The organism is Mycobacterium sp. IDR2000157661 (assembly GCF_022317005.1).
Classification (GTDB): Bacteria; Actinomycetota; Actinomycetes; order Mycobacteriales; family Mycobacteriaceae; genus Mycobacterium.
Window position 1 is genome coordinate 503,106 of sequence record NZ_CP081006.1, and the last position, 12,338, is coordinate 515,443.

Consider the following 12,338-nt stretch of genomic DNA (forward strand, 5'->3'; position numbering starts at 1 on the left):
CCTGCATCAATGAGGGGAGCGACTTACCGGGGCTCACTTCGCTGGGCTGTTCAGGTTGCGACAGGATGACGAATCGCCGGTCGGAAGCGAGGGGTCGACCGACGCCGCGGAGGACTCCGACTCGACCGAACCGAGGTTGAGGTCGAGTCGGAGTCCGACGAGGTTGGGAATGACGACACCGGCGATTGATTGTGAGGCTCAGCGGAAGTCGCGCGACTTCGACCCCACCGCCATGGTGAGCTTGGCCATCCGCTCGGCGACGACGGTGACGGCCCCGGTGGCGTTCTGCACCTGACCGCGGATCACCAGGGCCGTGGCCGTCTGCGCCAGCCTGCGGTGCCGCGACCACACCCCTGGGGTGCACAGGATGTTGACCATCCCGGTCTCGTCCTCGAGGTTGAGGAAGGTGACGCCTTGAGCCGTCGCGGGCCGCTGGCGGTGTGTGACGGCACCGGCCACCAACACCCTTGACCCGTCGGGAACCTCCAGCAGCATGCCGGCCGGGACCACCCCCATGGCGTCGAGGTTCTCCCGCAGGAACTGCGTCGGGTAGCTGTCGGGTGACACTCCGGTCGCCCACACATCTGCAGCGGCCAACTCGAGTTCGCTCATCCCCGGCAGCGCGGGAACCTGCGATGCCACCCCCACACCGGGTAGCCGGTCGGGGCGTTCCCTGGCTGCCGCGCCCGCAGCCCACAATCCCTCGCGACGGCTGATACCGAAGCAGCCCAGCGCGCCGGCGGTGGCCAGCGCCTCGGTCTGGGGTACGGACAACTGCACACGCTGCGTCAGATCCAACAGGGATGCGAACGCTCCGTTGGCCTTTCGGTCCTCGACGATCCGTTCGGCCAGTTCGTCGCCGATATGCCGTACCGCGCCGAGGCCCAGCCGCACCTCGGTGCCCTCGTTCTCCAGCGTGGGGTACGCCAGGCTCGCGTTGACATCGGGGCCGTGCACCAGCACACCGTGCCTGCGGGCGTCGGCCACCAGTGTCTGCGGTGAGTAGAAGCCCATCGGTTGCGCTCGTAGCAGGGCGGCGCAGAACGCCGCGGGGTGGTGCAGCTTGAACCACGACGAGTAGAACACCAGCGATGCGAAGCTCAACGAATGGCTCTCGGGGAAACCGAAATTGGCGAACGCCTCCAGCTTCTCGTAGATGCGGTCGGCCGTCTCGCCGATGATGCCGTGCCGCTGGCGCATGCCGTCGTAGAACCGGCCGCGCAACCGACGCATCCGCTCTGTCGAGCGCTTGGATCCCATCGCCCGGCGCAACTGATCGGCCTCGGCGCCCGAGAAGCCCGCGCAGTCCACCGCGAGCTGCATGAGCTGCTCCTGGAACAGCGGCACGCCCAGCGTCTTGTGCAGCGCCGGCTCCATCGAGGGATGGTCATAGGTGACGGCTTCCTCCCCGTTGCGCCGCTTGATGTAGGGGTGCACCGATCCCCCCTGGATCGGGCCAGGCCGGATCAGCGCCACCTCGACCACCAGGTCGTAGAACACCCGGGGCTTCAACCGCGGCAGGGTGGCCATCTGCGCCCGCGACTCCACCTGGAACACCCCGACCGAGTCCGCCTTCTGCAGCATCTCGTACACCGCGGGCTCGGACAGGTCCAGCCGCGCCAGGTCGACGTCGATGCCCTTGTGCTCGGCGACCAGGTCGATGCAGTAGTGCAGCGCCGAGAGCATGCCAAGGCCGAGCATGTCGAACTTCACCAGACCGATTGCCGCACAATCATCTTTGTCCCATTGCAGAACGCTGCGGTTCTCCATCCGCGCCCACTCCACCGGACACACGTCGGCGATGGGCCGGTCGCAGATCACCATGCCACCGGAATGGATGCCCATGTGCCGTGGCAGGTTGGAGATCTCCCTGGCCAGCTCGATCACCGGCTCGGGAATGTCATGGATGTCCGAGCCCTGCGGTTCCACCAGGCTTCCCCACTGACCCAGTTGCTTGCTCCACGCGTCCTGCTGACCTTGCGAGAAACCGAGCGCGCGGGCCATGTCGCGCACCGCACTGCGGCCCCGGTAGGTGATGACGTTGGCGACCTGGGCGGCGTAGTCGCGGCCGTAGCGGTCGTAGACGTACTGGATCGCCTTTTCGCGCAGGTCGGATTCGATGTCGATGTCGATGTCCGGTGGGCCGTCGCGGGCCGGTGACAGGAACCGCTCGAACAGCAGCTCGTTGGCGATCGGATCGACGTTGGTGACCCCGAGGGCGTAGCAGACCGCCGAGTTGGCCGCCGATCCTCTGCCCTGGGACAGGATGTTGTTCTCCTTGCAGAACCGGGTGATGTCGTGCACGACGAGGAAGTAGCCCGGGAAGGTCAGCTGCTCAATGACTTTGAGCTCGTGTTCGATCTGGGCGTAGGCACGCGGCGCTCGCTCCGGCGGGCCGTACCGCTGGCGGGCACCCGCCATGACGAGGTGCCGAAGCCAGCTGTCTTCGGTGTGTCCGTCCGGAACGTCGAACGGCGGCAGTTGCGGTGCGATCAGCGCGAGCCCGAAGGCGCACTGCTCGCCGAGTTCGGCCGCTGCGGTCACCGCCTCGGGGCAGTGTGCGAACAGCCGCGCCATCTCGGCTCCCGATCGCAGGTGTGATCCGCCGAGGGGGGCAAGGTAACCGGCGGCTTCGTCCATCGAGTGCCGGGCGCGGATCGCGCCCATCGCCATGGCCAGCCTGCCCCGTGACGGCTCGGCGAAGTGAGCAGCGGTGGTGGCGACCACGCCGAGCCCGAACCGGGGGGCCAGTTCGGCCAGCACAGCGTTGCGTTCGTCGTCGCACGGATGCCCGTGGTGGGTGAGCTCGACGCTTACCCGGTCACGGCCGAACCGATTCACCAGGTCGGCCAGCGCCTCGGCGGCCGCGTCCGGCCCACCGGTGGAGAGCGCCTGGCGGACATGGCCTTTGCGGCAGCCGGTGAGGATGTGCCAGTGCCCGCCCGCCGCCTCGGTCAGCTCGTCGTAGTCGTAGCGCAGCCTGCCCTTCTCGCCGCCGGCCAGATGCGCCTTGGCGAGCTCGCGCGACAGCCGTCGGTAGCCTTCGGGCCCGCGCGCCAGCACCAGCAGGTGGGGCCCCGGCGGGTCGGGGTCCTCGGTCCGGTCCCCTCCGCCGAGAGACAGTTCGGTGCCGAACACCGTTGCCATCTCGAGTTCCCTTGCGGCTTCGGCGAATCGCACCACACCGTAGAGACCGTCGTGGTCGGTCAGTGCGATGGCCCGCAGGTCGAGACGGACGGCCTCCTCGACGAGTTCCTCCGGTGTGCTGGCGCCGTCGAGGAAGCTGTACGCCGAGTGGGCGTGCAGTTCGGCGTACGGGAATCCGGACTGGGAACCCCTGGTGACCTCGGCCGCCTCGTAGGCCCCGCGCTTGCGCGACCAGGCCGGGCTGTCGCCGCCGTCGCCGATCTGTTCGTCGATCGGCCAGCCGGCCCGGCGCGGCTTGCCGTTCAGCACGCGCTCCATCTCCGTCCAGGTCGGCGGCCCGAGATGCCAGCTCATTCGTCCAGTGTATCGAACAAGCGTTCGATCATGTGAACTCTAGCCACGTCCGTCGGGCGGATCCGGGTCGGTTCGGAGGAGTTCTTCGGGATGGTGAGCATGGTTGATGTCCGGCGGTCGGTTCCCGTCGGTCCACGCCAGCCGCCCGGACTCGGTCACTTTGGTGGACCACCGCCCCTTGGTGACCAAGGCGTGGTCGCAGTCGCAGGCGAAGAACAGACAATCGGCGTCGGTGAGCCCGTCGGGTGCCCAGTCGGGGCTGTGGTGGACCGCGCAGTGATAGCCCGGCGCGGTGCAGTTCGGCCGCGTACAGCCGCCGTCACGGGAGTAACAGATGATCCGCTGGTCGGCGGTAGCGACCCGTTTCTGCCGACCCAGGTAGATCGGACGCTCGCTGTGGTCGTCGAACACGGACAGATAGTGGATGCTCGCGGCAGCCATCCGGATGACGTCACGCATCGGCACCGCGGTGTTCCCACCGGTGCGTGCCGGACCCGGCATCGACACGCCGGGGTCAACCACGGCGTGGGCCGCTTGATTCAACTCGGCCAACGTGGTCCGCACGATCACCGTCACGGGATGGCCGCGGTGAGACCCCAACTGCCCTGAGCCGATTCCGGCCCTCAAGCCCAGCTTGATCCCGTCGTGACAACGCTGCGCCGGGCTGCGCTCGTCACGGACCTCGGCCACACCACCGTCAGGGAGGTTACGCCCCGGCCGCGTTGCGGCGGTGACGGCCTCGACATAGCAACGGGTCTCCGGATCGATCCACCCCGACAGCCTCGACATCCCGTCGCGACCTTGCGGACCCAGTTGCAGACCACGCCGACGCGCGCGATCCTCCTCGTCGTAGTCGCCATCGGGGTTGAAGATCTCGCCGATGCGCCGGCCCACCGTGCGCACCATCTCGGCGTCGCTCTTGGTCGCCTCCCGCACCAGGCTGGTCTGCACATCGGCGCGGTCCTGCTCGGAGACGACGCGGGGCAGCTTCTTCAGACGATGCACGATGATCCGCAAATGGTCCTCACCGATCGCGCCGCGCTCGACCGCCTCGGCCACCGCGGGCAGCTCCGGCGGCAATGGCGGTCCGGTCAGCGACCTGCGCGGTCGGATCAGCTCGGCCATCTTCACCCTTCGGCGGATCTCGTTGGGCGCGATGCGCACCCGCGCCCACACCTTGTCCATCCATCCCGGGTGGGCGCCGGCCTCGTCGGGCGGCCCCGAGAGCTCGCCGAACACCCGATACATCAGGCCCCGGTTCGTGCGTTCCTGATCTTCCAACCGCTCGGCCATCGTCACTCGAAAGGCCGTGCCCACCTCATCCGAGGACAATTCGCGCAATTCCGCATACGCCTCGTCCACGCGGTCAAGCAGCGCACCGATCCGCTCGCGTGCCACCTCTCCGCAGACGAAACTACCCATGCCGCAAGGATATCGAGCATCACACCCACCGAAAGCCGCCCAGACTCACTCTGGGGATCAACGGCCGGATGGGGATTACTTGCGCGCCAGCCGCCGGAGATGTCGGTGCATCATGGTATTCGCCCTACGGCAGGTCCTCAGTGCTGAGCTGATCGCGCGGCACCACGACCATCGGGATATCGAGTACCCGCAGCATCTTCGCCGCCGTCGAGCCGAGGAACAGTCGTCGCGGTGCACTCAACCGGCTCGACCCCACCATGATGAGGTCACCGTCGCTCCAGTCCAGCTTGGCGACCGCCTCCTCGACGCTGGCGCCCTCGGCGATCATCGATTCCACCGGGAAGCCCTCGGCCAGATTCGCTTTCGCGGTGTCCAAAGTATGCCGGGCATGGTCGAGCGCGTGCCGGCGAACTGCGTCGTCGTCCCCGCGCAGCGTCCCGAAAGTAGGGTCCAGCGCGACCAACGACACCAACCGCAGCGGCGTCCCGGTCGCCGCGCTGAACTGCACGGCCTTGTCCAACAGCAGATCCGCCCCCTCACGCTCTCCGATCGCGCACGTGACCCCGCAGACCCGATCGATCGCCGAGTCGCGAATACCTCTGGGCGCCACCGCGACCGGAACTGGAGCCGAGTGCAACAGCTCGTTGACCACCGAGCCGAGCGAGTAACTGCCCGCCAGGCCCCCGCCCGACCCGCCGACCACTATCAGGTCGCCCTCCACTCGCGCCGTTTCCTTGATCAGCCCGTCGGCCGACGAGTCGTCGAACCGGACATCACTGCGCACCACGACGTCTTCGGGCACGGACAGCCGCGCCGTCGCAAGCCAATCCTCGGCCTGGCCTACCAGATGCTGCTCGTAGTTCCCGACCGGTTTGAGCGACGGGATCACCCGATCGGGCGGCAGGACGATGCACAGGTCGAGTTCCGCACCGAGCGTTCGCGCCAACCGAACGCCCAGAGCGAGCGCATCGGCGCCACCGGGGGTGGCCAGGTAACCAACGACGATTCTCATGGTCGAAGTCCGCCCCTTTCGTCTCCGCGCTCATCCTGTCACCGGAGACCTCGCATAACGGCGGTTCACGTCAAATGCTGCGCCGAAGGCCAGAGCCACTTCTTCGGCGCCGCACCTGTCGGGCGGCGGGGCGACGGCGCCGGGGCAGCACGTTTTGAGGATCGGCAGATGAGGTACTCGGCCGAAGTCCCGAGCAACGGCCGATATCCCGACCGGCGGCTGAACGTCATCGGTGCGGACGACAAGGAGAAGTGCCATGAGCGGTGCAGACAAGGCGAGAAATCAGGCGCAAGGCCTGCTCGGCAGGATGAAGACGGCGTTCGGCCGGCTCACCGGTGACCGGGCCATTGAGGACCGGGGCCGGGGCGATCAGACGAAGGCCGACCTCAAGGGGGCCGGCGAGAAAGCCAAGGACGCCTTCAAGCGGCGGTAGCCGTCCTCCGTCTGCCCCGGCGGATCGACGCGATCAGTCGCGGTACTCGGCGGCACCGTCCTCGAGCACCAGACGCGAATTGGAGCCGTCGTGTTCGGAGGCCTCGGTGCGGAATACCGCTGTCCCGGATCCGGTGCGCCAGATCGACGTGGTCAGCGTCTCGCCCGGAAACACCGGCGAGGTGAAGCGGGCGTCGATCGCGCTGACTCTGGTTGCGTCGCCGCCACCGAGTTCGGCGACCAGTGCGCGGCCGGCGACACCGTAGGTGCACAGCCCGTGCAGGATCGGCTTGGGGAAGCCGGCCATCTCCCTGGCGAACCACGGATCGCTGTGCAACGGGTTGCGGTCGCCCGAGAGCCGGTAGATCAGCGCCTGGTCCTCGCGCGTCGGCAACGCGATCCGCGCATCGGGTTCGCGCTCGGGGATCTCCGGCGCGGCAGGCCGCTGCCCGGGTTGCCCTCCGAAGCCGCCCTCACCACGGATCACCGCAGTGGTGAAGGTCTCGGCGACGACCTTCGACGAATCGGGATCCGTTCCCGTCGCCTTCAGCATGACGATTGCGTTCTTCCCCTCGCCCTTGTCCTGGATGTCGGCGACCTCGGCGACGACGCTCAGCTTTCCGGCGGGCGGCAGCGGTTCGTAGAGGCGGATCCTCTGCGACCCGTGCAACAGCATGGCGAAGTTGAACGTGCCGATCTTGCCCGCGGCGGCGAACGGCAGGCACGCGATCACCGCGTAGGTGGGCAGCACCTGCTGCGGGATGTCGTGGCTGTTCTCAGTGGTGAACGCCAGATCGTCGACACCGGCTCCGACGCCGAGCGCGTAGAGCAGGCTGTCCCGGTCGGTCCACGTGAACAGTTGCGGTTCGGTCTTGGCGCCGACGGCGTTGGGGTCGAGGGGCATACCCCGCACGATATCCGCCGGACGACCGCTCCCTTGCACACCATTGACGTTTACCGCGACGAGGTCCACGATGGCTCGCATGCGCTATGTCGTTACCGGCGGTACCGGGTTTATCGGCCGGCGGGTGGTGTCGCAGCTCCTGGCGCGCAACGCCGACAACGAGGTGCTGGTTCTGGTGCGCCGGGAATCGTTGTCCCGCTTCGAGCGGCTGGCGGCGGACTGGGGGCTTCGGGCGAAGCCGCTGGTCGGTGACCTCGCCGCACCGAACCTCGGGTTGCCCGCCGACGTGCCTGCCGATCTCGGCGAGGTCGACCACCTCGTGCACTGCGGCGCCGTCTACGACATCACCGCATCGGATGCCGAGCAGCGCGCCGCCAACGTCGAGGGCACCCGCGCGGTGATCGACCTAGCCCGCCGAATCGACGCGACGCTGCACCACGTGTCGTCGATCGCGGTCGCAGGCGACCATCGCGGCGAGTTCACCGAGGACGACTTCGACGTCGGCCAGGGTCTCCCGACGCCCTATCATCGGACCAAGTTCGAAGCCGAGTCACTGGTCCGCGCCGCGACGGGCCTGCGGTACCGGATCTACCGGCCCGCGGTCGTGGTAGGTGACTCGCGCACGGGCGAGATGGACAAGGTCGACGGCCTCTACTACTTCTTCCCGATCCTGGCCAGGCTGGCCAAGTTGCCGTCGATCACACCGATGGCGCTGCCCGACAGCGGGCGCACCAACATCGTGCCGGTCGACTACGTCGTCGACGCGACGGTCGCGCTGATGCATGCGCCGGGCCGCGACGGCCAGACGTTTCACCTGACCGCACCGAAAACCATTGGGCTCCCCGGCATCTACCGTGGCGTGGCGAAGGCGGCCGGACTACCACCGCTGGTCGGTTCGCTTCCGCGCGCGGCGGCACAGCCCCTGCTGAATGCCAGCGGACGCGCCAAGGTGGTGCGCAACATGGTGGCCACCCAACTGGGAGTTCCCGGCGAGATACTCGACGTCGTGGACCTGGCGCCGACATTCAGCTCCGAGCGCACTCGGGAAGCGTTGCGCGACAGCGGGATCTCGGTACCGAGGTTCACCTCCTACGCCCCGCGGCTGTGGCGGTACTGGGCCGAAAACCTCGACCCCGACCGCGCGCGCCGCGAGGATCCCGCCGGGCCGCTGGTCGGCCGGCACGTCGTCATCACCGGCGCCTCCAGCGGCATCGGACGGGCGACGGCGATAGCGGTCGCCGAGCGCGGTGGATGCGTATTCGCGTTGGCGCGCAACGCCGGTGCGCTCGACGAACTGGTCGGCGAGATCCGTGCGGCGGGCGGTCAGGCGCATGCCTTCACCTGTGACGTCACCGACACGGCATCCGTCGAGCACACCGTCAAGGACATCCTCGGCCGATTCGGCCACGTGGACTATCTGGTCAACAACGCCGGTCGGTCGATCCGGCGCTCGGTGGCCGCCTCGACCGATCGGTTGCACGACTACGAACGGGTGATGGCGGTCAACTACTTCGGAGCGGTTCGCATGGTGCTGGCGCTGCTGCCCCACTGGCGCGAGCGCAGGTTCGGTCACGTCGTGAACGTCTCGAGTGCCGGCGTGCAGGCAAGCAGCCCCAAGTACAGCGCCTACGTGCCCACCAAGGCTGCGTTGGACGCCTTCGCCGAAGTGGTCGGCACCGAGACCCTCTCCGACCACATCACCTTCACGAACATCCATATGCCGCTGGTGAAGACGCCGATGATCGACCCGTCCCGCCGGCTCAATCCCATGCCGCCGATCAGCGCCGAGCATGCGGCTGCCATGGTGGTTCGGGGGTTGATCGACAAACCCGCGCGCATCGACACCCCGGTGGGGACGCTCGCCGACGTCGGGATGTACTTCACTCCCCGACTGTCCCGTCGGGTGCTGCATCAGCTGTACCTGGGATACCCCGACTCGGCTGCGGCGCGCGGCACCGCAACCGAGCCCGCTCCGCGAACACCCCGGCGGCCGAGGCGTCGCTCCCGGCCAGCAGCGGTGCCGCTGCGGGTGCCCCGGCCCGTCAAGGCCGCCGTGCGGTTGGTACCCGGCGTGCACTGGTAACTATCGTTGGCCGGGTGACGCTGCCTGTGTTGGCCGACGTCGACACCGGCGTCGACGATGCGATGGCGCTGGCGTACCTGTTCGCCAGCGCGGAGGCCGAAGTCGTCGGAATCGCATCCACAGCGGGTAATGTTCCGGTGCAACAGGTTTGCCACAACAACCTCGGCCTGCTCGAGCTGTGCCGGATGACGGACGTGCCGGTGTCGAAAGGCGCTGAGCAGCCGGTCAGTTCGCCGTTGCGCACCGCGGAGGACACGCACGGGCCCGAGGGTGTCGGGTACGCACGGCTGCCGGCGAGTGACCGACGACTCACCCCCTACGACGCCGCCGAGGCGTGGGTGCGCACGGCACGCCGGCATTCCGGCGAGCTGATCGGGGTGGCCGTCGGTCCCCTCACCAACCTGGCGTTGGCGATGCGACGCGAGCCGGAATTACCGGCGATGCTGCGGCGGTTGGTGATCATGGGCGGCGCGTTCGACTACCGCGGCAACACCACCCCGGTGGCCGAGTGGAACGTCAGCGTCGATCCCGAGGCCGCCTCCGAGGTCTTCGCCGGGTGGTCGGCCGCGTGGCGTGGGGAGCGCCCTGGGCATCTGCCGATCGTGTTGGGGCTCAACCTTACCGAGCACATCGCGATGACGCCGGGCCTGTTGCACCGGCTCGCCGTCGGGGCCGGCTCGACGTCGACGTCCATGAGCGTCGCCGACGACCGTGGCACCCCGTCGACGGCGTCCAATCCGCTGATCGCGGCCCTCGAGGACGCGTTGCGGTTCTACTTCGAATTTCACTTCGATCAGGGCGAGGGTTACCTCGCCCACCTGCACGACCCGCTGGCCGCGGCGGTGGCGCTGGATCCCGGGCTCGTCGAGTGCCGGCCCACCACGGTCGACGTGGAACTGACCGGCACGCTGACCCGCGGCATGACGATCGCCGACTGGAGCCACCGATGGGGTCGCGAACCGAACGCGCTCGTCGGCGTCCAGGTCGATCCCGAAACGTTCTTCGACCGCTTCATCGATCGGGTGGGCACGTTCGCGCAGCGGCTGGGCTGAGTTCGGCTGCGGCACCGACCGGGTGTCAGCTGACGAACACCCATACGACGGCCGACAGGAAGAGCAGCACGATGATCGCGATGGCGACGAGGCTCACGACCGCCGTCGGCGTGATCCGGCTTCGGGGCCGGGGTTCGACGGCACCCACGCCCGCCGTCGATGAGGAGTCGGGCGGTGTCGACCCGGGCGGCACTCCACCACCGGGCTCCAGGCCGGTGGTCTCGGCGGGGTCGGGGTCGGGAGGTATGGCGGTCATCGGAGACCCCATACCCAGAGACCGGACGACTATGCAGGGTTACTCGTAGATCCCCTCGACATACCACCTCCTCTGCCGATAGCACAGCAACAGGGCTTTGCCCCGCTCACCGTCGAGCAGCACCTGCGCCCGTGCGGTCCGCCCGGCCATACGACGAGGGGAAGCCTGCTCGGGATCCCACCACCGCTCGTCGACCGGCCACGGCCCTGCCCACCATCTCAATGTGCCCGCCGATTCACCCTCCGACCTGCCCTCGCCGGTGACCGTGGCCGGCCCGGCCAGGCGGGCCGGGTCGGCGGAGAACATGCCGCGCGCGGTCACCCGCACCGGTCGGCCGTCGGCGTCGAACAACTCGACCGGATCGTCGAGCAGCACGGTCGGCGACGGGTCGGGCAACTGGCCGGGCCATGGCTGACGCGGGTCGGCCCGCGGCACCGGCTCATCGCCCAGCGGCGTCAGCGTGATGCGTTCGGCGGGGCCGCGCCCCCCGCTGAGCACCGGCACCTGCACCGCTTCCGGTCCGAGCAGACCCTGCACCCGCACCAGCGCACGACGCGCCCGCAACCGGTCTTCTTCACCGACGCCGCCCCACAGCGGCAGCTGCAGCGCCTCGGCCGAGACCAGCTCCACCGGACGCAACCGGATCACCGTCACGGGCGCGGTGGGCCGGTCACCGGGGTTACGCCTGTTGAGCCAGCCGTCGAGTTGCCAGCGCACCCGGTCTGCGGTGGCGTCCTCGGTCAGCGGTTCGGCACAGCGCCAAACCCGTTCCAGTTCCTCACCGTTGGCGGTGATGGCGTGAATGGCCAGGCGGGTACATCCCACACCGGTCGCGGCCAGGCTTTGGTGCAGGTCGGAGGCCAGTGACCGCCCGGCGAACGCCGCGGCGTCCACCCGGTCGATCGGCGGGTCACAGTCCATGACGGCGTCGAGTTCCGGATCGGGGTCGCGGCCCGACGGGCCCCGGGTCGCCTCGCCGCGGGCGAACTGGTGCGCGGCCACCGCATCGGCCCCGAACCGGGAGGCGACATCGCTGCGCGACAACGCGGCGAACTGTCCTATGTTTCGAATCCCCATGCGCCACAACAGGTCAGCCAGATCCTCCCGACCGGGAGCGGCCAGGCTGGGCTCGGTGGCCAGCTGTCGGATCGACAGTGCCGCCAGAAAGCGGGCGTCCTGCCCGGGTTCGACGATCCGCCCCGCCCGCGCGGCGAAGACCGCGGTGGGCAACTGGTCGGCGATGCCGACCTGACATTCGGCCCCGGCCGCGGCCACCGCGTCGACCAGACGTTCAGCGGCGGCCTGCTCGGACCCGAAGTAGCGGGCCGCTCCGCGCACCGGCAACACCAGCAGGCCCGGCCTCAGCACCTCTGCCCGCGGCACCAGTTCGTCCACCGCGAGGGTCACGTCTTCGAAGTGGCGGGCATCGCGCGCCGGGTCGGCGGACACCACATGCAGTTCCGGACACCTGGCCTGCGCCTCGCGACGGCGCACCCCCCGGCGCACACCCGCCGACCTGGCCGCCGCCGAACAGGCGATGACCCGGTTGGCCAGTGTCACCGCGATCGGGGCCGTCGACGGCAGCCCCGCCGCGGCCGCCGCGGCCACCGCGGGCCAGTCCATGCACCAGATGGCGAGAACACGCGTGGGGGTACCACCCGCCCGAAGGGTAGGGG

9 protein-coding genes are annotated in these 12,338 nt (G+C 68.9%); 3 read left to right on the plus strand and 6 right to left on the minus strand.

All coding sequences use genetic code 11. The annotated features are described in order from the left end of the window. Positions 1-198: 198 nt before the first annotated feature. The 3 genes from K3G64_RS03290 to K3G64_RS03300 all read right to left on the minus strand — a co-directional run bounded on the left by K3G64_RS03290 (position 199) and on the right by K3G64_RS03300 (position 5,935). A complete protein-coding gene (locus tag K3G64_RS03290; protein ID WP_238888962.1) occupies positions 199-3,501 on the minus strand; it encodes an error-prone DNA polymerase in 3,303 nt (1,100 codons plus the stop codon). A gap of 39 nt (positions 3,502-3,540) precedes the next feature. After that, the gene (locus K3G64_RS03295; protein WP_238888964.1) at positions 3,541-4,923 is read right to left on the minus strand and encodes a 13E12 repeat family protein; all 1,383 of its coding nucleotides are present in this window, start codon (positions 4,921-4,923) and stop codon (positions 3,541-3,543) included. Positions 4,924-5,047: 124 nt separating this feature from the next. Further along, complete coding sequence (locus tag K3G64_RS03300) at positions 5,048-5,935, minus strand: universal stress protein (protein ID WP_238888965.1); 888 nt, start codon at positions 5,933-5,935, stop codon at positions 5,048-5,050. A gap of 256 nt (positions 5,936-6,191) precedes the next feature. Between K3G64_RS03300 and K3G64_RS03305 the strand changes: the two genes are divergently transcribed. Then, on the plus strand, positions 6,192-6,368 hold the full coding sequence (locus tag K3G64_RS03305) for a CsbD family protein (RefSeq protein ID WP_238888966.1): 177 nt from the start codon (positions 6,192-6,194) through the stop codon (positions 6,366-6,368). A 33-nt stretch (positions 6,369-6,401) separates the two neighbouring features. Here the strand turns inward: K3G64_RS03305 and K3G64_RS03310 are convergent, their stop codons facing one another. Next, positions 6,402-7,271, minus strand: a complete 870-nt coding sequence (locus K3G64_RS03310) for a MaoC/PaaZ C-terminal domain-containing protein (RefSeq protein ID WP_238888968.1) — start codon at positions 7,269-7,271, stop codon at positions 6,402-6,404. A 79-nt stretch (positions 7,272-7,350) separates the two neighbouring features. Between K3G64_RS03310 and K3G64_RS03315 the strand changes: the two genes are divergently transcribed. Both K3G64_RS03315 and K3G64_RS03320 read left to right on the plus strand, forming a co-directional pair. Beyond that, entirely contained in the window at positions 7,351-9,354 is a 2,004-nt protein-coding gene (locus tag K3G64_RS03315; RefSeq protein WP_238888970.1) for an SDR family oxidoreductase, read from the plus strand. Between the two features lie 14 nt (positions 9,355-9,368). Further along, positions 9,369-10,406 carry a nucleoside hydrolase gene (locus K3G64_RS03320; protein ID WP_305071272.1) on the plus strand — a complete coding sequence of 346 codons (1,038 nt, stop codon included), beginning with the start codon at positions 9,369-9,371 and terminating at the stop codon, positions 10,404-10,406. A 25-nt stretch (positions 10,407-10,431) separates the two neighbouring features. Here K3G64_RS03320 and K3G64_RS03325 read toward each other — a convergent pair whose 3' ends face one another. Both K3G64_RS03325 and K3G64_RS03330 read right to left on the minus strand, forming a co-directional pair. Further along, complete coding sequence (locus K3G64_RS03325; protein WP_238888971.1) at positions 10,432-10,662, minus strand: DUF6480 family protein; 231 nt, start codon at positions 10,660-10,662, stop codon at positions 10,432-10,434. A gap of 39 nt (positions 10,663-10,701) precedes the next feature. Beyond that, positions 10,702-12,285, minus strand: coding sequence for a DNA polymerase Y family protein (locus K3G64_RS03330; RefSeq protein ID WP_238888973.1), 1,584 nt, complete (start codon positions 12,283-12,285; stop codon positions 10,702-10,704). Positions 12,286-12,338 lie beyond the last annotated feature (53 nt).

Bases quoted from the DNA above. Each gene is read 5' to 3' on its own strand.
- K3G64_RS03290 (WP_238888962.1), bottom strand. From the start codon at position 3,501: ATGAGCTGGCATCTCGGGCCGCCGACCTGGACGGAGATGGAGCGCGTG.
- K3G64_RS03295 (WP_238888964.1), bottom strand. From the start codon at position 4,923: ATGGGTAGTTTCGTCTGCGGAGAGGTGGCACGCGAGCGGATCGGTGCG.
- K3G64_RS03300 (WP_238888965.1), bottom strand. From the start codon at position 5,935: ATGAGAATCGTCGTTGGTTACCTGGCCACCCCCGGTGGCGCCGATGCG.
- K3G64_RS03305 (WP_238888966.1), top strand. From the start codon at position 6,192: ATGAGCGGTGCAGACAAGGCGAGAAATCAGGCGCAAGGCCTGCTCGGC.
- K3G64_RS03310 (WP_238888968.1), bottom strand. From the start codon at position 7,271: ATGCCCCTCGACCCCAACGCCGTCGGCGCCAAGACCGAACCGCAACTG.
- K3G64_RS03315 (WP_238888970.1), top strand. From the start codon at position 7,351: ATGCGCTATGTCGTTACCGGCGGTACCGGGTTTATCGGCCGGCGGGTG.
- K3G64_RS03325 (WP_238888971.1), bottom strand. From the start codon at position 10,662: ATGACCGCCATACCTCCCGACCCCGACCCCGCCGAGACCACCGGCCTG.
- K3G64_RS03330 (WP_238888973.1), bottom strand. From the start codon at position 12,285: ATGGACTGGCCCGCGGTGGCCGCGGCGGCCGCGGCGGGGCTGCCGTCG.